This is a genomic window from Rhizobium sp. BK176 (assembly GCF_024808055.1).
This window is the reverse complement of the sequence record NZ_JANUBV010000001.1, coordinates 771,885-790,977: the sequence shown is the minus strand read 5'-3', so window position 1 is coordinate 790,977 and position 19,093 is coordinate 771,885. Positions and strand designations below refer to the sequence as shown.

General features: G+C 56.3%; 20 protein-coding genes. 5 read left to right on the top strand and 15 right to left on the bottom strand.

The genetic code is table 11. The features are described 5' to 3' along the window. Positions 1-29: 29 nt before the first annotated feature. The 7 genes from FHT76_RS04465 to FHT76_RS04435 form a co-directional block, all read right to left on the bottom strand. Complete coding sequence (locus FHT76_RS04465) at positions 30-1,085, bottom strand: hypothetical protein (RefSeq protein ID WP_259184537.1); 1,056 nt, start codon at positions 1,083-1,085, stop codon at positions 30-32. A gap of 68 nt (positions 1,086-1,153) precedes the next feature. Next, on the bottom strand, positions 1,154-1,819 hold the full coding sequence (locus FHT76_RS04460; protein WP_259184535.1) for a hypothetical protein: 666 nt from the start codon (positions 1,817-1,819) through the stop codon (positions 1,154-1,156). A gap of 221 nt (positions 1,820-2,040) precedes the next feature. Further along, positions 2,041-3,132: a hypothetical protein gene (locus FHT76_RS04455; protein ID WP_259184534.1), complete on the bottom strand. Its 1,092-nt coding sequence runs from the start codon at positions 3,130-3,132 to the stop codon at positions 2,041-2,043. A 109-nt stretch (positions 3,133-3,241) separates the two neighbouring features. Further along, entirely contained in the window at positions 3,242-3,928 is a 687-nt protein-coding gene (locus FHT76_RS04450; RefSeq protein ID WP_259184533.1) for a hypothetical protein, read from the bottom strand. 61 nt (positions 3,929-3,989) lie between these two features. After that, positions 3,990-4,184: a hypothetical protein gene (locus tag FHT76_RS04445; RefSeq protein ID WP_259184532.1), complete on the bottom strand. Its 195-nt coding sequence runs from the start codon at positions 4,182-4,184 to the stop codon at positions 3,990-3,992. Positions 4,185-4,350: 166 nt separating this feature from the next. Next, the gene (locus FHT76_RS04440; protein WP_259184531.1) at positions 4,351-4,944 is read right to left on the bottom strand and encodes a hypothetical protein; all 594 of its coding nucleotides are present in this window, start codon (positions 4,942-4,944) and stop codon (positions 4,351-4,353) included. Between the two features lie 123 nt (positions 4,945-5,067). Beyond that, positions 5,068-6,063, bottom strand: a complete 996-nt coding sequence (locus FHT76_RS04435; protein ID WP_259184530.1) for a hypothetical protein — start codon at positions 6,061-6,063, stop codon at positions 5,068-5,070. Between the two features lie 346 nt (positions 6,064-6,409). Here FHT76_RS04435 and FHT76_RS04430 point away from each other — a divergent pair, with 346 nt between their 5' ends. Next, positions 6,410-7,459 (top strand): hypothetical protein, encoded by a 1,050-nt coding sequence (locus FHT76_RS04430; RefSeq protein ID WP_259184529.1) that lies wholly within the window; start codon positions 6,410-6,412, stop codon positions 7,457-7,459. On the opposite strand, the gene FHT76_RS04425 is transcribed toward FHT76_RS04430, so the two are convergent. The 3 genes from FHT76_RS04425 to FHT76_RS04415 form a co-directional block, all read right to left on the bottom strand. Beyond that, entirely contained in the window at positions 7,441-8,118 is a 678-nt protein-coding gene (locus FHT76_RS04425) for a hypothetical protein (protein ID WP_259184528.1), read from the bottom strand. The genes FHT76_RS04430 and FHT76_RS04425 overlap by 19 nt on opposite strands. Positions 8,119-8,130: 12 nt before the next feature. Then, positions 8,131-9,648, bottom strand: a complete 1,518-nt coding sequence (locus FHT76_RS04420; RefSeq protein WP_259184527.1) for a hypothetical protein — start codon at positions 9,646-9,648, stop codon at positions 8,131-8,133. Positions 9,649-9,750: 102 nt separating this feature from the next. Next, positions 9,751-10,167: a hypothetical protein gene (locus tag FHT76_RS04415; protein ID WP_259184526.1), complete on the bottom strand. Its 417-nt coding sequence runs from the start codon at positions 10,165-10,167 to the stop codon at positions 9,751-9,753. 303 nt (positions 10,168-10,470) lie between these two features. On the opposite strand from FHT76_RS04415, the gene FHT76_RS04410 reads away from it, so the two are divergent. Both FHT76_RS04410 and FHT76_RS04405 read left to right on the top strand, forming a co-directional pair. Beyond that, positions 10,471-10,968, top strand: a complete 498-nt coding sequence (locus FHT76_RS04410; RefSeq protein WP_259184525.1) for a hypothetical protein — start codon at positions 10,471-10,473, stop codon at positions 10,966-10,968. A gap of 133 nt (positions 10,969-11,101) precedes the next feature. Beyond that, complete coding sequence (locus FHT76_RS04405; RefSeq protein WP_259184523.1) at positions 11,102-11,371, top strand: hypothetical protein; 270 nt, start codon at positions 11,102-11,104, stop codon at positions 11,369-11,371. 62 nt (positions 11,372-11,433) lie between these two features. Here FHT76_RS04405 and FHT76_RS04400 read toward each other — a convergent pair whose 3' ends face one another. Both FHT76_RS04400 and FHT76_RS04395 read right to left on the bottom strand, forming a co-directional pair. Beyond that, positions 11,434-12,987 carry a hypothetical protein gene (locus FHT76_RS04400; protein ID WP_259184522.1) on the bottom strand — a complete coding sequence of 518 codons (1,554 nt, stop codon included), beginning with the start codon at positions 12,985-12,987 and terminating at the stop codon, positions 11,434-11,436. A 74-nt stretch (positions 12,988-13,061) separates the two neighbouring features. Further along, positions 13,062-13,295: a hypothetical protein gene (locus FHT76_RS04395; protein ID WP_259184521.1), complete on the bottom strand. Its 234-nt coding sequence runs from the start codon at positions 13,293-13,295 to the stop codon at positions 13,062-13,064. A 323-nt stretch (positions 13,296-13,618) separates the two neighbouring features. Between FHT76_RS04395 and FHT76_RS04390 the strand changes: the two genes are divergently transcribed. Continuing rightward, a complete protein-coding gene (locus FHT76_RS04390; RefSeq protein ID WP_259184520.1) occupies positions 13,619-14,920 on the top strand; it encodes a hypothetical protein in 1,302 nt (433 codons plus the stop codon). 383 nt (positions 14,921-15,303) lie between these two features. Here FHT76_RS04390 and FHT76_RS04385 read toward each other — a convergent pair whose 3' ends face one another. Further along, on the bottom strand, positions 15,304-15,939 hold the full coding sequence (locus tag FHT76_RS04385; RefSeq protein ID WP_259184519.1) for a helix-turn-helix transcriptional regulator: 636 nt from the start codon (positions 15,937-15,939) through the stop codon (positions 15,304-15,306). 148 nt (positions 15,940-16,087) lie between these two features. On the opposite strand from FHT76_RS04385, the gene FHT76_RS04380 reads away from it, so the two are divergent. After that, positions 16,088-17,224, top strand: coding sequence for a hypothetical protein (locus tag FHT76_RS04380; protein WP_259184518.1), 1,137 nt, complete (start codon positions 16,088-16,090; stop codon positions 17,222-17,224). Between the two features lie 47 nt (positions 17,225-17,271). Here the strand turns inward: FHT76_RS04380 and FHT76_RS04375 are convergent, their stop codons facing one another. After that, positions 17,272-17,826 (bottom strand): hypothetical protein, encoded by a 555-nt coding sequence (locus FHT76_RS04375; RefSeq protein ID WP_259184517.1) that lies wholly within the window; start codon positions 17,824-17,826, stop codon positions 17,272-17,274. A 281-nt stretch (positions 17,827-18,107) separates the two neighbouring features. Next, on the bottom strand, positions 18,108-18,932 hold the full coding sequence (locus tag FHT76_RS04370; protein WP_259184516.1) for a hypothetical protein: 825 nt from the start codon (positions 18,930-18,932) through the stop codon (positions 18,108-18,110). Positions 18,933-19,093 lie beyond the last annotated feature (161 nt).

Below are 19,093 nucleotides of genomic sequence, written 5' to 3'. Positions count from 1 at the left end.
GCTGAGAGACCATGTCAGACGGGAATGCGTCACTTGAACGACGGCAGTGCCAACGAAACAGATCGATCGTCCCACATCTCGGTCACAAGCCTGGTCCCGAGGACATCGTACTCGTTGCTGAAGACCCTGATGCCATCTCGATGGATGGCGAGCGCGTCAAGCAGAAGGTCACCGAGCTGGCTCGGGTATTCCGTATCGTTTGACCGCTCGACGATGCGGAAGAGGTCATCGATCACCTGATGCTCTCCAAGCCAGTCCTGTGCCTTTTTCACGATGCGAGCGCCGGCCGAGTAAACGCTCATTTCGCTGCTATCGACAGCCAGACGTGATGCGTCGTGAAGAGCCACGGATACGGTATTCCAGTTCTCCGGGCGTGAATCCGGAACGCCTGCCGCTGCCAAAAACGACAAGAGACCATCCTCGTCATCCAGCCGAAAAACCGCGTGCGGGGGGATGGGATCGGTCTTCGCGGTGGTGATGCCATGCGATGAACGCCACAGTGGGCGTATCCAGGCATCGGAAACCCCGTTCTTGAGATCAAGGTCGACGGCGATCACAGGCTCGGATACCCGGAGGTAGACCAAGCCTTCAGAAAGGAGAAGACGAGCGCAACGCTCTCTGTGACGGCTTATTTGGCTGTCGATACCGTCCTGATACGGTTCGGTGAACTTGATATCCGTCAACGGCCGCAAATCAAGCGGTTTGGTCCACGTCCGTGCCTCGGCCAACGCTTTCGGGTAGACGTAACTCCGTCGGCCATCCATGCGTGCGTTATCAACGGTCAGGCGTATGCTTCGGTCGGCCTTGTGAAACAGGTAGCTGGTGTTCTTTTCGTACGGGACGAACGTCCGCGGAAGGTCTTCCAGTCTGCAATGGGGAACGAAAAGGTCTCCGCCGCGATGGAAGTATGACGTCGGCCGATCGAGTTGACCGTCGAACCGAACGGTCGCGACGGGGTCCAGTTCACCGCGGCCGCACTCGGCTAGGTCCACGCTGACGGGGACCGTGCCGACCATGGTTGCCTTTGTCTTGCGGCCATGCGGGATCGCGTTGAAAACCACCGGTAGTTCGAAATCGATATCCATGCCATTCCCCTTTGCCCAAAAGATGCATGCTGGGAATGAATGGAGCAAACGGAGTAGGGGTCGGAAGACTACTGTCTGGTCAGGACCCCTGAAAATCCACCGCTGTACCGGATCGTGTTGTCAGAAATCTTCGTAAGCGTCACGTTCACTGTCTTGCCGCTTGCTGGCTCGGGGAAAGAATAGGTGAGCCGACCTCCGCTGATAGAGCCGTCGGTGAACTGGATCGAATCCTTGTCCCCAACACTCCGCCCACTCGCCCGGTTTCCATTGACCGAGATGGTCAGCTCGAGGCTACTGGAGAACACTAGCATGGAGACCCTGCCAGACCACCGTCCTTGGAAGAACGACGGACCTGCCGCCGATGACCTGTCCAATTTCGTTCCGCCATTGACCTGGTCACGATCAAGGTATGCTGTGCACTTCTCGACCTGGAAACTGCGTTTGGTAATCGGAGACGTTCCGAACGTGGAGTCGCGATCAGAACTTTCTGACTTGAAAACGGTCTGGTGCGGTGTGTTGTCGATGTAATACTCTACCTTCGAGCAGGATGGAGCAGAGCTGCGGACGGTGAATTCGGCGGAATAGTTTGGCTTTGATCCCTTGGCGCTGTTGAGCGTGATCGTTCCCTTGCAACTGCCGACGGGTTTCGAGAAGTCGCAGTCCGCAGCTGACGCCCCTCCAACACCCGCAAGTCCGATTGCCACCGTTGCAAACGAAAGAAACACCCGAATCATAGACCCTCTCCAGTTGACGACGCCGACCATACGTCGAATGACCAGCGGGAACATCCTCCACTTGGAGTACAAGCGCTTCCAGCTGTGGACGATAATGTGGGTTATCGGCCATCGAACCAGACTACCGTCGAGGAGACCGGGCGGTGATTATCCCGCCCGCGGTGACAGGGCGACATGGACTCGATCATCTCACCAGCATTCGGAGCCGTGACGGCCAGCCTTCACGGGGTAGGACTTCGGGTGGACTTAGGCCGTTTCGAAGGCTTTAGCTCACCGTCTTCGAAGGCGTACTCCTCGTCGTAGGCGAACTGAAGGAACATTAAACGAATCGCATAATGCCCCTTGCGGCCCTCCGCGAGTTCGACCTTCTGGCTGGCGACATCGAAGCGAAAAGCGGGAACGGCGGTTCGATCGACGACAGCCGCAACTATAACCTCATCGTCTTCTTGATCATCCAGAAGATAGCCAGACACCGATGCTACCTTACCTCTGGAATCCAGGTCGAACACAGCGATATAGCCGCGCTGGGCGAAGCCTCCCCCGATGTGCTCACTGTAAAGGGCGACGGAGCCATCTCCCATGGCAATGGTGCAGCAACGGTTCTCACCGTCGTTGTACTGCAGGATATTGTCTCCCCAAATCGCCCCACGCTCGGAAAGTCCCTGTGCGAGGGTCTCATATCGGTCGATAACCGACAACAATCCATCACGAGCGCCCAACACTTGCTTCGTATAGTCGACAACCTTGCAAAGTCGCCCCGGAAGCCCACCGTCATGGAGAACCAGTTCTCTGAAATCGGCAAACTCGTCGGCCTTCGTCACCCACACGGTGCCGGCCGTGACGTCAAGTATCGGCTGCGGGATGGAGGGCCTGACCACGTCCATGAAGTCGCAGAACTCTTCGAACGCGCCTACGGCGACTTCGCCGTCGATCGAATTTTCGAATGTCACGTCAGCTTCGTCGTCGTCCCCAATCTCGAAAAGTCCCCAAGTAAGGCCTTTGCTGGGGTGTTCCTTGCCGCTGGCCAAAGAAATCGCTCCGCCGTCTTCACCGACCCGAGCCAGCTTTACGGTACGTTTTCCTTTCGGCAAGGGTTCCAGCGAAAGCCGCCAAGCATGTCCGCAATGCTCGAGGGTACAGACGTCGGTTTGCCAGGTGACCCGCAAGCGATCATCCCCTGACCATCTGCCATCAGGGCCATCGAGCCAGGCCAGAAGCCTGTTAAGACCGTGGGAGACGAGTGGGTTGGAATGCCCTTGGAACGCATCGAGCATAGGGAGGACGGTGTCGCTGTCGAAACTGGTTTTGCTCATCGGGGAAGCCTGTAAAATATCCCTCGACTAGACAGCGCCATCCCGCAAGCCACCAGCTGCGAGGAGGATGCCATGTTACGCATTCGCCGCTTCCCCCGATGAGGTGTGGTTAGCCGCCGAATTTCGGGGCGAATGCCTTGATCGGCTTGCCCGTGGCTTCCTTGCCGCGGTTGATCGCACGTACCCGTTCCTGCGCCCTGTCGATCACTTCGAGGGCGCGATCTGTTTCAGCCAGCCACTCGGTGAACACATCGATGTCGGCATCGTCGAGCTTCTGGCCGTGGACACGCTCAAATATAGGGGCGTCCTGCATCTCGAGCTTGAGTTCTTCCTCGATTTCTTCCAGATGATCGAGGGTCGTCTCTTCGAGTTCGAAGCTCCAGGTGATGTCCGCTGGAACATTCCATTTGATCCGGTCCCATCCAGGCGAAGGGACATGGCCGCGGTCGAGCGAAGTCCATATTTTCTTGGCCAAAGGCAATGCCTTTTGGCCGTTCTTCCCCTGATGGGGATAATCGTGATGGGAGCCGATCATCGCGAGGTTCATGGTCTCGCTGCTGATGGTGTAGAACATCACGACATCCGGGTTCACCGAAAGCTTGGCGTGCCAAATGCCCTCGAGGTTCTTTCCGTAGAACGGATATTCGGAATTGCTGCGATACGTGGGGTCGTCGATTTTGCGCTCGACGGAGAAGGCAATCCTCGCCCTCATGTCTGCATAGCGCCGATGCCCCCGATGCTGCTCGAGGGTATCCCAGAACAACTGGGTCATCGTGATAAATTTAAGGCCGGACATCGCATTTCCTTTCGGAATGCAATGTTACCGGCCTATTACGCAAGGTAGAACGGCGGAGTTCCTACGCCTGTTCGCGCTCGCCGCCCGCGCGCAGGAATGCAAGGCCGTCTTCGACGGTCATGCGGGTCTCTACCTCGGTGGAAGCGATGGCCGCTGCCGTCTCGGCCGCGCGCGTCTCCAGCCGACGAGCTTCACGGCCGGCCTGACGGTCGATGTAATCCTGGCGGATCATAGCCTTGGTCTGTGCGTCGCTCATGGCAGTCTCCTTCTTCGTTCGAGGAGAGAGATATGTCATTCAGAAAACATTGTCAACACTGGAGTCTTTAATTAAACGAGAGGCGATGCGGTGATCTCCGCGGTGAGAATAATAAAAGGCTCCGAGATATCATGTGTCCTCGGTCCCGGGACAGAGGACACATGCTTTAGAGGCGCATCCCAGCTCGCTCCGGCGCAGGGTGGGGAGCCTCGTGGGCCGCTGCTTCGAAGTCATGGACCACGCATGGTCCAGTCACCCATACCTCCCCGACGTGACCGCCGAGAACGGCATCGAGATCGGTCGTGTCGTCGACGACGTGCTCCATGATGACCAGCGGCTCCAGAAAGCTGTCGATCATCGCCCCTATCGCCCTCTTCTGGCGGCCGAAACGCAGATAGGTCTCGGCGATGTCGATATCGCCCGCGATATCCCGCACCAGCGCCCCGAAATTGACGCCTTGATATTGCGTGGTTCCGTTCCAATGCAGCTCGGACAGGTGGTTTCCGAAATGCAGAAGCATGTCACGCATCGACGGAACCCAGGAAACGACGCAGCCTTGCTGGAGTTCGAGAACCTTGAGGTGAGCCTCGTCGCCGTTACGGGCGTATTCGAGCGCCTGTTCTTTAATGGTCGATCCGTAAAGGCAGATTCTCTCGTCGCGGGTGCCCGCAAACCCACGAGCCTGCAGGCGCTGGCCGATCATGACGTCGATCAGCGGACAGTCGGGTGACCACGAACCGCCCGATCCCATGTAGATCATCACAGCGCTCCAACCAATATTTCACTTTGGGTCGGATGGGCGCATATTGCAAACGCAAGCTACGGCAGGACGTATATTCCGGTCTGCTGTTTCAGCAATTCAAACGACCACCACATGACGCGCTTAAAGGCAGACCGGGCGATCAAGCCATTTCTCGAGTAGCGCCCGCATCGCGTCGTCTTTTGCGACCCCCATCATGATCTCGGCGGCCTCGTCAAGGGCCTCGTCACTGAGATAAGGCATGCTCTTTTGCCAGAGAGTGTAAAGAGCGTCTACAGCCGCGGCCGCCTTCGGGTTCTTCGCGGCGGGCGCGAGCCATGGTCTAAGGCCAAAGACGCGCAGGAAAAGCGCTCGGACACCACGCCTGACGGGATCGTGCTGATGGTCTTCGATCGGGTTGAAAAACGGCGGACGCTCCTTCCGGGCATGGCGCAGTTCTCCCGGACTATCCACCGCACAGGCAGCTGCATAGGTTGTCTCGAAATCCACTATAGGATCGCCAAAACCGCCATAGGGCGTGAAAATACGCTGCTCGTGTCGATCGTTCATGAATTCAAACATCAGTGGTTCGGCGAGGCAGGGTGGTTCGATGCGGCAGTAGACGGTGTCGCCTGCTATGAGGAGGTTGTCGCGATAGTAGGCATTCGCGCGAGGCTCGATGGTTTCGATGTCGTCCCACGTCGACCGACCGAAAGGGCGGTAGTTGCGAAAGTTGAACGGCTCAGCGACGCGAAACCCCTTCTTCGGCTGCCGGGGCATCAGCTTGTATTCAAAGGCCCGCCACGAAAAACTACGCTGCCCTTCCTGTCCGAAATTGGTCAGCCCGTTTGCAACTGGCTTGCAACGTTCTGACGGCAGGTAGGTGTGTCTCATGCTATGGAAGTGGGTGTTGTTGGCCGCCTCTGCCACCGCCCAGTACTTGCCGTCGAATGCGTACGCCCTGTCGAAATCCAGGGTCTCCCGGTCGCCCCGGCCTTCGAGGAACACAAGCTCGAGTTCGCCAGCTGGAATGCAGTCGATGTCCACCTCGGTATCGGCCCATGCCATCCGCTCCATGTTTCGAGGCTGGTTCTTGGTCTTGCCTTCGTAATGGTTCAGAAACTGGACTTTGATGAGCATGTGGCGATCCCTGTTATGGGACCATTGTCAGGCGCAGACTCGGCCGGCGCGAGGTCGGCGCTCGAACTTGTCGAATGCGATACGGCACGTGAAGCTGACCACCGAACGGCGAGCGAGGAACCCAATGAGCGATATCGCAAAGAGCATGGCAGACCGCATCGGATATCGGACAGCAATTTAGGCGTCTGCGGAATTCCTCCGCCTTGGCAAGCGTTCGCACAAACACAGGACCAGAATTTTGATCATCGATTACCGATACCCAGCGCTAGTCACCACAAAAAGGCGCTCCGCGGCCGCAGCATGGAGGCAGATCGTACCGATGTTCGGTCGGTCAGAAGTCCAGGAAATGTCGTCCGACGAAGTACCGGTCGCTGCTATGGCCACGATAAACAGCGGCCAACCTGAGACGGAGCTGCGGTTCTTCGGCGGCAGGTTCTACAGGCGGTCGAGCGCAACCACCTTCGAGGCTGGAAGTTGCGGCCTTGAAGGCGAAATGGGCCGGGCGATTTGCGATCACCTGATTGATGAGCGCATGTCAGCGGCCGCCATAGGCCCGGGAGACGACGGTGCGGGGTGGAAGAAGCAGTTGTGGCGAATGCACAAGGAAGCCCGGTTAAGCCAGGAAAGGAAGTCACGCAACTTGTCGGCTGTCCCAGACGAACTATGGGCGCTCACCAAGCCGTTCGACCCGGTCAAGCATACTGACGAATTGCTGCCGAAATGGGCAGATGCGGCGGCTGCATATGTGTCATCCCTGATCGTGGTGGACGGACGCCTGTGGTTGCCAGTCGACGAGCCGATGCTTGCAATCAAGGACGGGTATGCCCTTTACGACGACGCGTCGTGTTGCCGGGCCAAGAACAACATACCATCGAAGCTGCCGTCGCCCTTCGGGACAGACAAGGGACCTTTAGGAAAAACCGGTGACTGCCATCCGTACTGGGACCCTCGGTACAGTTTCGTCTCCTTCTTGGAAGCGGTGGAGGACCCGAGCATTCCGATCAATGGGCCGTGTGACGTCCTGATGCCGGAAGCGTTTACCGTGGACCATGCCTCCCTCCAGCTCGATAGGGCTGCAAGAGTTGCCGCAGCTTCCATCGACTGGTTGCTGAAGGAAAGTGATTTGCTGTTCTTCCAATCTTCCCTCAAGCGAATGCTGAAGCCGGGATCGCGATCAACGCTTGACGCTGTCGATGTTGTGCTCGGCGAATTATCGCATCATCTGATCAGGCGGTCGGGTGAACCCGCCATCGCGCATCTTCTGCGAAAGACCCAAATCCAGGGATTGATCGAGAGAGCCAGGTTTCGCTGGAACGACAGGCCCGTCGAACTGGGGAACGATCTAGGCTCTTACAAATCCTGTACATCATCCAACGATTACGGACGGGGACCGTGATCGAGAGCTTTCGGGGATGCGGGCCTGAACTGTAGCGTCTCGTACCTCATTTTCATGACCAGAGCGTGGATATCGGGAAATCCAAAGCTCGACTCGGGGCAGTGCCCGGTCGTCGTGAGATAGACATCGGTGCCGTCATTCAACTCACGGCTCCAAAGGTGGACTGTTCGGTCTTCGGCTTCGGCACGAAAACGCAAAACCCATTCCTGAACGGTATCTTCAGGGATTTCGACCAGAGCGTCCCAACTGACGTGTTTGGTGGGGATCGGCATCAGAGGCCACGAAAACCCATATTTGTCATAGCCGCTGTTGATCATGGCGATCTCTTCCGCAGAGTATGGCTTGGGGCGGGAGTTATCCAACCACTTCTTATGTGTCTCGCCATCGCGCAGGGCAATGAACCCACTACTCAAGAAGCGTTCAAACTTGTCGAACGTCCACCACTCGCTTCTCGCATGCCCTATGATGGTGACGATCTCAATGCGTAACGCTTCCCGTTTCGCGTCTACGATCTCGATTTTGAGGGAGCGGCCATCGTCAGACACGAACTGGGCGTCACGTCCAATGCCAGATTTCAAGCGCGACATGAAGATGGATACGAATTCCGGAGTTTCCGTAATCCGGGTGTCAGCGCCAGGGTCGCGAGTATTGAAGCTCAAAATCATGTGTCCTTACGAGGCAAGGGCTGTAGAGCTTGAGCCGGCTGCAAGCTCTACGATGGTTTCTCTATACTGAGTTGGGGAGGCGGTCGACAGCCACTTCAGATAGTCGTCCTTGTCTACCGTGTCGACTTCTCCCCAGTCTTCGTTGTCGAAGACATGGGGCGCAGTGTAGCCATATCCCAACTCAAACTGCTGGAACCCGTATTCGATCCCATATCTCTGTTTCTCAGGCAGAAGGGCAGGGCGGTAGGCATCCCCGCAAAGGGAGACGAAGTGGTCGCGCATCTCCTCAACGAATCCAGCCATGCGGCCTGTGCGTTGACACAGTTCGATGTCGGCGAAAATCTCCGGGTATACCCCTGTCCGCTCTCGATGGTTGGCCAAGCGAGCCACATCGGCATTGAAGAGGTCTCCGATCATTCCGCAGGCGCGCGCGAAGTCTCTATCGTGAAGGTGGCAGTCCCTGGACTGATAGATTGATTCAACGTTCAAACGGTAGTTCCATTGATCCTCTGACGTCATTTCGAGAGATCGCGAGACGTAAAGGACGGCCTTGGTGTCGCCTTCCACCTGGATATCTACCGCGAAGCCGTTTCTACCATCCAAAACACGGTCGCCCGTCAATCGAGAGACGGCGAGCGAAAGCCCGTCTTTGCTGGTGATGGGACGAAAGGATGTCCGCAAGACTTCGTGGAAGACAGACGCATCGGTAACGCGAAAGTCCGTGACCGGTTCGCCGAGCTGCGGCATGACAAGCCGATCTCTGATATTGTCACCGCGACCGGTCGATTGAGGATGATGAGGATAGTCGATAGGCGGAACGATGCCTCCTCGAGAAGCATCGAACGCCAAACGGCAGGGGCAATTGAGGTCTTTCAAAATGTGCAACGAGCTCTCGGCAATCAACGCATGACGGCGGGGTCCGTACAGCATTTTGCCAAGCCAATGCCGTTCCTTCCGGAACCAGTCGATGCTCTCCGGGACAACGCCGGGATAGTGCTTTTCAATGTGATGGTTGATCCGATCGATACCGGCACCGAAAAGCTTTGCTCGCATCGACGTTTCGACAACGATGTCGAGGTCACCGACGTCGGATTTCGCAGGATCGATGAAGCTTCCGAAAACCCAGATTTTCTCGACCCTTTGCACGCCCTTGGGATCACGGTTCAGCGCGTCAGCGCGCTCGATCAGATCGTTGAGTACCCTACCGGCCGCATCCTTGGAGGATCGTTTGCGTGCGGAGGCCGAAGCGACAGCCAGTCCCGCATCGCTGAGCTTGGTTTCGAGGAAGCGATGCCCGCTTGCCACGTCCTGCGGGAAGCCAAATGGCGGGCTCGTTTCGAACAGCCCCCGATCATAGGCGTCCGATATGACCGCTGTAACCGCGCCGGATGAAAGGGACACGTTCGAAAGGCGACCCAGACTCCCCGGGTGGCGATTACCTTTCTCCCATGCCAACAGCAGTGTCTTAAGCTTCGTGAGGGAGTGGCCGAGAAAGGTTTCTTTGCGGTCGATGTTGGTCGTCATGAAGGGGTCCTTAGAACTCCCTCCATTCTGACCGCTTTAATGCCAGGGACAAACCAGCGCCGAGAATGCGGGCGGCCCATATTGCACACGCCTGGCAGTCGACTATCGAACAGCGTTCCCGAACGCTTTCTCGATCCGTTCGAACGTACCCGGCGTGGATTCCCAAACTCTCCGTTCCAGACGGCCGTCGACCGAGTAGTTGTCGACGCTCGCGATAACTTCCCACTCTCCGCTGACGTCAAGAAAATCGAGGCCACGATCGCTTTTCATCACGCGGATACCGTGAATGTTGTCGGTGCATGTTCCACTGCGGGAATAGTCCTTGAACGCAATCTGGCACTGAGGAAGGGTCGCGATCTTTTCTGCGAAGGTGATCGTATCGGTAAACTCGCCGAAGTCTTTCTTTTGTGCCGTCATTGAGAAGAAGACAACGACGAAAGCCAGCACGAGGGCTATGCAGAAAATCCATGCTGCAAGAGAGAAGGGGGCATCATCATACTTTGAAAGTGAAACTGACATGGAAACTCCGAGATGGTGTCAGTTTATTTGACCTTCAATTTCGCGACATGGTCAACATAATTAAAGACAACGATTTGGGAGCCAGCGCAGCGTCAACTCGACACCAAACGCTCCGATAGATTGGTGGCCGACAAGTACAGTTCCGGAACACCGCAATTGTGACAAATTGCCGGCAGAATTCTGCGTTATCAAATTTACCACGCGAATTCAGAAGCTTACATGAGATAGTGAAACCATGTTGTATGACAACGTCCAGTAGCCAAGTATACGGCATAGTTTACTGGGAAAACGACTTTGACAGGCTTGGCAAAATTCATAATTGGCGGACTGATTGTTCTCGGTGCCCCGACAGCGTCGCAGGCGGCAGGCATTTGCTACGGCACGAGGGATGTAGCGGCGGGATGGGTGTGCAGCAAAACCGATAGCAAATCGGCGGACTTCACCCATGGATGCATCTTTGTCGCGGCGCACAAGGAAACCTACGAGGTGCCCTGTCCGCCTCCACCGGCTGCGTGGGCACCAGCTTTCGAAAGCTCTCTTGTGGGGCTATCGAGCGTAAAGAAGATCAGCTGCCAGAGCGCCAACATGGGATCGCCGACATCGATCAACGGGTTTGAATGCAAGTCGCGGAATCTCCCCAATGGCGGCGCTTACTCCTACGAGATGCAAGGCATGTCCGGCGGCTCGAATGAACAGATCACGCGAGACTTCTATTGCTTCGCCTCGAAGAGCGCAGTTCCGACCAAGGGCGTTCCATCGCAAAACGACAGGACCACCTACTACGCCTGCACGGGCAGCTGACGACGCTCGATCGACGCTGGACGTGACATCGTCAAGTCGTTCGTGGAGCCTTTCGAGCTGGCATGTACTGGTGATCTACGTCATCCTCTGGATGGAACACCGAGATCAGGGGATGCATTCTGTGGGAATACCGTTGTCAATCCAGCTTCCGGAGAACGTGCGAGAAGAAGACGTCACGAAAATGATCGCGGCGCTTGGCGCTTTCCGCGGGGACCAGTGGTGGTTCCACGAGGAGAACCCGGTTGGAGGCGGGCGTTGCCTTGCGCCGTTGGTCCTCCAGAACATGATGATGCAGCTCCAGAACGGCACCTTGGAACCCAACATGCACAAGTTCAAGAACCTACTCGAGACGGCTATCTACTACGAGGCCAAGGCTCGAGAATTGCAGGCAAAGCTAGACTAAGTGTCCACAGCGGCACCGTAGGGATCGCAGGCGTTCAAAGCCGCTATGGCCGGTAATGCTACTTATCGGCCACGGGGTTCGATCATGAATTCGGGGAGGGGCTGTAGGTCGAGAATTCCCCTTTCGGTTCCGCCATTCCTGAAGAAGTCGTCTTCCACGGGGACAGGCCTCTCAGTGAAGGGATCAAAATAGATCGTGTCAGCTTCCGATATAACGGTTCCACTGCGCCAAGGTATGTTTGGCGTTTGCGGCAGCTTACGCAATTTGCTTCCTAGAAGGTGGAGATCACGTGGACGGGATTCCGCATCGTACATGATCACGCCTCCATCCTCTCCCGTGCAAGCGGTCACAACTCCAATCTGGCCTTTGAGAGTGGGATGATAGCGTTGGTTCACGCCGTTCAAGACGCCTGTGATCTCAACGATGTCCCCGGGAACGACAACATTCCTGTCGGCATCGAGCAAGAACGGCTTTAGCTCTGGGTTCCTGTTGACGTTGATGAGGCCTTTGATCTGTGTATCGTCTCCGAATTTCGGAAATCTGGTATTCCAAGCTTGAAGATTGTCTGAAACGCGCAGGTAGTAGGGCATCTCCTCAACATGGGGGTTGTTTTGGATAGCCATCGTTCCCCCAACCACGAGTGTTGTGGCAATGGAGGGGAATTCCGCGTCTGGCTTGAGTTCGAGCCACTCGAAAGCCACTATATGATCCGCCAAACATGTCCCAGAGCTATTTTCAACGTGAAGCGCCCAAACGTTCATCGTCTCACTGGGACGCGCAATGTTGGCATTGTAGATTTTGAGATGGCCTGAGACCGTCAGCGCCAAGGGAAGCACGACATCCTTGCATCCAGCAATCCAGAGGTCGCCGCGAAGGCAAAGTTTTTCAGGTACGGGCTGCGTTCGGTGGACCTGTCCACAGTCATCGATAACAACACCACGGTTCCATTGATTGATGACAGGCCACTGGCGCTCCGTAATGAACCTTACAAACGGCATCAGGTATTTGTGCTTGGGGACGGCGTTCTGCTTGCCCAAAAAATCGCAAACCAGATTGTCCTTGGTCCTAATTTGCGCGATGGCGTGAGAGCGATTTCTATCGTCTCGCAAAACCACGTACTGATGCTCCCCATCTGCAAGAGATTGGTCGTATCCGCCGTCGCCGAGGCAGTTCTGGAGTACGCCGCCTTCGCGGAGAAGGGCCTCGGGAGTTCTCAATCGTATGAGGTGGAACCCGCCATCGAGGTCAGCGAACCATTCCTCATCATCCCAAGAGGCGGCCGCTTGCGCAAAAAACTGCGCCTCCATTCGGTAGGCTTTACGGACTTCCCTTACAATCCCTTCTATATCCGAGAACTTCATGAGCTTTTTGGGGCGGCCGAGATCATCGACCTTCCCGAGCCAGTCGATGTTCATCTTGATTGACCGCCTAAGCCAACGACTACAAGCAGTCACGTCGCTGACCAGGTTGGTGAAATCCTCGATCTTCCGCTTTAGGATGACCCTTCCGAAGCATAGACGCAGGAGCCGGAAAACCTCATCGTCGCCAGCTATCCCGTGAAGCCACGAGTCTACACGTTCGCTGAGGGGGCGCTCATCAATGGAATTGTCTGTCATCGTCACCTATCCTTGTCGTCCAAGGGTAGGTGAACCAAGGGCCGGCGCAACGACAGCGGCGCAGTAACGGAAGCTCAGGCTCCGGAGATGCCTGCATCGACGAGGCCGCTGTCGATCACCGCCTGAACGACGTCCTGACGGTCGAGACGGCTGGAGACGGACGAAACCGCGCTTGACGTCCCGAGGCCGACTGCCAGGATCGCAACAACGCCTCCAACGAGGGCGAGCGTTGGGGTATACGGCTTGATCAGGTCGAAGACCGATCCAATCGTGTGGTGGGCCAAGCTGGTGTTTCTCTTTACGTCCATCAGTCTTCCCCAAGGATGCATGATCGACCGAGGCTAGCTATACAGCGCAAGCGGGCGGCGATCCATCACGCAATCCATACGCCTTTCGGTTGATATCGTTCGGAAATCGGATTTGCCGGGTCACGCAACGCTTGACTACATTTCAATTGTCCGGCGACATTGAGTCATGCGGGATCGACCGCAACGGGGTCATCCATTCCCAAGCTCATGTGCATCGACACAAACTGAACGCCACCTGATAAACGTAGTCTGCCAAGACCCCGTGCCAGTGCGTTCCGAGGATGACCGGTTCTGCGCGAGAAGGCATGCGGGCAAGAGGCAACATGCGTTTCCAAATTCACGACATCGACGCGCTCAAGCGCAAGGCGAAGTTTCTCAAGAAGTATATCGGACACCCTTTCATCGGTTGTCCCGAAATCGCGCTCGGTGAAGTCCAACGTACAATAGCGATGGGCTTGGGGTATGCCGATTGGGCCGAGCTCGTCCTCGTTACGGGACGTCAGAACCCTGCCCATGCCGCCGTCGGCTGGCCGCCAGCGGCCTTCGAACAAGTGTCGAAAGCTTTGGCCGGGATAGCCGGCATTGATGGACCTTTGGCAGAGGCATTGACATTCAGGATGGGCTTCACGCCCGAGGGATATCTCAGGACGCCCGCCACCAATGCGGGCTTCCCAAGCTTGCGGTATGCCGACCTGCTGCTTGATCGACTGTTGGAACTCGACGCTGGATCGAGCGATGCGTTGGTCATTCGCCAAGCGCTGAATGATGTCTATGATCGAGTTGGAGCTGGCGTAGCTGACGGAGCCTTTGGAAACATCGATACGAACTCTTGGCGCAGCAGGCAGGCAGCCGTCGAATGGATCGAGACGGTGGCGATCTACATGGGGTGGGACCTCGTCAGCTGGCGCGACAGGAACGCCAAGGCCGTCCTGCCAGTCACCTACGTCCGCGCCGACAGGATTTTGAGGTACGCCGACAAACTGCCGTCCGCCGGTCTGTTTGTCATGTCCGGGTGCTTCGGCAGCGGCAAGAGTACCACTCCACGATTGATTTCCTTGGCGAAACGACGGGGGAACACGACAATGTTCCACATGTCCAGCGATCTCCGTCCACTGGAGGTGGATACCCCCTGCGCCGTATATCGCGGTGAGATACGGGAGGCAGGGTCGTTGGTGGCTATTCAGAGGGAAGCCGAAAGCAAGCTGGTGATGATGCAGCTGGCCGCAGGCAGCGCTGTCTCCGCGCATCACCGCGTGATGGAAATGGCCAAGCGCGAATTCCCTGGCAACTGGAAGGATTGGCTGGACGCCAACTTCGTCAATGGTCTCCATCACGAATGGATGCCTGATTACCGACCAGACTTCGTCCAATCGATGATCGAGTGGTGGGCTAAGGATGTTCGGGCGGCGCACGTTTCCCGGGAGTATCCGCCTGACATGGAAAGCTGGCATACCCCTCACCGATGGGGCTGGGTGGCGGACAATCGCCAGTGGCGCGAAGTCGCCGTAAACGAGCGAGTTAGCAGCCCAGAGGTCGATCAGTGGTTCGCAAAACTGGCGAAAGACACTCGGTCCGAGAACCCCCATCGGCAACAGGAAGGGCGCTCGAGCCTTTTTGCCAAGTAATCGTCACCCGCGCAGGGATCACAAGAAGCGTAATTTCCGAACAAGGTAGCAGGTGAACGTCGGAGACATCGGTCGTCGACGTTCACCTGCTACCTATCAGTTGACGGCTTGGACGGACTTGAACATCCGGTTCCGCATTTCGTCGGTATGTGTTCGACAAATGGAGGCCTAGTCTGATGCCGACAATGAGGAATGAGGTTCCATAGTCCCCGTCCTTCGCTGAGCCAAGGCCTCTACTGGCCTCATTGGCGAGGGGATTGAGAACCGTTTTTGGTTGATCGTCAAATCCGAGGATAGTGTCGGCACCTATGACGTCACTCGGGACGTCATAGGTGCCGACTTTAGCTCTAAACGGCCGATCTTCGGTTTTGACCGACAGATTTTCACGTCAAGGCAAACGTGGCCAGAACCTTACCTAGAACGCCTGACATCAGGACCGTTTGCCGACGTTCGGAGCTGATCCTCGTGGCATCGTAGCTCTCCAACCGAAATCCGTGAGGCCGTGAAGTGTCAACGATGGCGTACGTCCCAGGATCGGAAACGAGCGCGACGCTGCGATCAACGAAGAACGTCTCATTGCCGCAATGAACGGCGATGACAAATGGAACCGCGCCGCTGGCCGTAATCGCCTCTGACACCCGTTGAGGCAACATCCATGTGTCGCCTTCCACGAGCGTGCCTGCATCCGTCACCCGGACGTCGGGAACCCGACGCTCATCCTGTAAGCTGTCTATGCCGCTATAGTCGCCGAGCGATGCAGCCCGAGCAGCGCGCCATTCAGGGGAGGCGAGGGCGTAGACGTCTTCGGCAGTGATCGGTGGCGTCCCGAGGCCGACGATTGCACTCTCGAGCCTCCGGACGAACTCCACGTCGAGATAGGGAGGGGAATTGGGCTTCGCCTGAGCGAAGCGCTGGATGCTTGATGCGCCGCGATAGCCCATCGCTGTCGCCAGCGCCTCGAGCGTCAGGCCGGCACGGTTCCGAAGAGCTTTGAATTGCACGGCCGTAGCATCGGACATAGATAATCCCCTTGTTCGCTTACGTCGTATAGCATCGCATACGACCTGCGTAAAACGGTATTGTCGATGTCGATGCTGCGTTGACATCGCGCCCTGCGATTTGTATTGGAGTCTTGAATTAACATGAGAGAGATGCGCGGGGATATCCATGCCTAGAGTTCGCCTTCCATACTGCTACGAGGCCTCCTTCATCAAGAATGGCCGGAAGACAGTCCACGAAGGGTATCTCCATGGCGAGGTGGCGGCAGATGTACCCGAGCTATCGAGAGGCGACGTTCGCGTAGTTGCCGAATGGTCGAACCACTTGTTTCCAGACGACGGACCATTGAACCGGACCAAGTTCGCCCACTCTAAAGCCGTATCTTGGAATGGCGGGCTATATGTGCCCGCTGGGGAGGATATGGAAGACGACATCCCCGCCGAAGTCATCGCCAAGACCCTTGACGTGATGCACGACGAACTTTGGTGTTACAAAGCGATCTACAATTACGAAACTGCCTGCAACAGTTTCTCTGCGATCGGCGACTGCATCAGGGGATGCGATGTGTACCAGTTCCTCGGTATCAGTCCTTTCGGTCGGCAGCCGAAGAAACCAACCTACGAAGCGAATGACAGAATCCTTAATGAGAACGCCGACGCCCACCGGGCAATTGTACAGGATATCGCGAACTCCCTGGCTTTCATTGACGGCACGGTTTGGAAGAGGGTACCGTCGATACAACTGCGACTGAACGTCAACGAAGGAGCGGCGAAAGCCTGGGTAACAGTCGTTCACGGAGCATATGGCTATAACGAAGCCCGTGGACTAAGGAACAAGTGGGATGTTGATCGGCACCTTCACCATCGGTTCTACGCCCTTAACGAGATCGGCAGACTTCTCAAGGACGTTGGCCCGGGCATCGATGTAAGCTGGCGGGTTTCCAGAATTGAAATCCACGACGTTGATGCCATCCGGTTCAACGGAGCTTCAAACTATGCGGCGCGAGCGATGGAAAGCGCGGTAATGGCGCATGCAAACCAAGTCGGGTTGACTGACCAAGGGTGGATCAACGATTGGCTGGCGCTGCGCACTGCCGTTGAACGGCACCGCGAATTTCCCGACGACGAGATGAGCCAACAGGACGTCGAACGAATGTTTCGACTGCTCGATGCAGACGGTGATAGAGGGCCGGCAAGAGCAGAACGCGCTAGGCGATATATTGGCGGGTATCGCTCGGAGAGCTGGGATCGAAACACGTTGATGCCTGCGCTCGGACACCACGATTCTGGCCAATGGCTGTCGTGACTGTCGGTGGTCGATAGAGTAGTTATCGCTTATGCCGTGCAACAGGTTTAGGATTGGTCTGTATTTTCTGGTTTGGAGAAAATATTGAGGTTGCGACCTGCTCTTCGAAACAGGGCATTTAGATCGTTGCCTAGAAGTTTCGCATAACGTTCGAAGGTCGATGACGAACCGTCAATACGACCATCCAGTCCTTTAGTCTTTCCAGTCACCAGAAGCTCGAACCCCCATTCAGTCAGGAACGTAACCTTCCAGCCGTTCCCAATGTCGAGCGCCTTTGCATACAAGCCGAGTTTGATCAGAGGATTTACCACCTTATTGCTCAGTCCATTTGGGGCATAGCAGTCGACACAAAGCCACTCGTCTCTGACATACGAATTTCCAGGTCTCATTATGAGTACTAGCGTTTCGGGCTTAGGATCGCCTGTGACTATCGGCGTCTCATCATAACTATCGCCCATTGCCCAGCGGATATACTGCATCTGTCTACGTGGTAGTGGCGGAACATCTAAATCCGTCATGGGACGATGTTGGTCACGTTGGGTAGGCGAAAAGCTTGGATCAGCCCCAAGCTCAAGGCCCGCCCGGAAAGCTTTCTCCATCATTCGAGCTATCGACCCAGGGGTGTCGGCGTTGTATCCTTGCTTAATCTCCTGAGACAGCTCTAGGCCAATCGCGCGAAACACATTCTTCCGGAGAGTGGCATCAGCCATTTCCGATGCGACTAGCGGTTCTCTTTGAAAATTCCTGCTACCCATCCGACTTGGTCCAGTTGTTGTACAAGAAACCTACCGAACCATAGCCCGGTCGCGCAATAAACTCCGTTCGGTAGCTCGATGCAATCGGGACGGCGGCTTCTGCGATGGACCTAAAATAGTGCGAGACGCTACAATCCTTTCAACAGTGAGAGAAGCGATCCAAGCGAGGTGAACCGTTGCCTGATGACTGCCAGGAAGCGTTTTGAAGCGCTCGCATTATGCGTTTTGGTCTCTGCACTTTCTCCGCGTTGATCTGATCCATTGTGCCTACGCAACAATGTCGGCCAGTCGAGGTCAGGAAAGCGTGCCCGTTCCTCTTTGAGTTGGGTTTGTATTTCCGAAAATTCAGCAACGTAGGGCGTCACAGTCAGCGCGTCGTTTTTACGGAGTGCCTTGAGCGAGTCCCTAGAGTGAACGGTTACGATCAGTTTGAGGGTGCCACGACCCCACAAGACCTCCATCGATGGCTCTATTGCACTTATAGTCCGAAGGAGACGCGAGGCTCTAGCCCGGTCCGCGCGTCGACGTTCGACAGTGAAGAGGAAACCGCTACTCCGCTCGATTTCCTCTGGAAGCAGCGTCTGGTACGGCTCTTCGTCGAAGATACCCTCCGACTCGAGTATTTCGCTGGGAATACTCTTCAGCGACAATTCGGGGGTCAAAATGGTGATAGCCTTGCGGTCCTCTTGGTTCATCACGGCAATCAACCTACGCCCCAGCGCACGGTACGTAGAAGTGGTGTCTTTGTGGATCACTCGCGAACCGGCGAGAAGCCGCCGAAGTCTGGCGCGGTACCGCTCGAGACTGCTTCCTCGTTCTATGCTCTCTATCACATCAAGATCGCTCGGCTCCTCGGTGACACCCTCTTGGTACCGCCGCCGGACCATGGCGAGATAGTGCATGTCCACCGGAACACGGGATGAGCGCTCGACGAACCTTAGCAGTGCATGCAAGGAAAAGTCCCGAGGTACGGGCTTGCGGCGTACGCTGCCGCCATCGTCTTTTTGGGTCGAGACATCCATTGCGGCAAACTAGGCGATATGGCACTCCGTTTCAATTGGCGAGGACGCGAAGGCAAGGCCTTGTAGAACGCAAGTCGGGAATTTAACCTCCG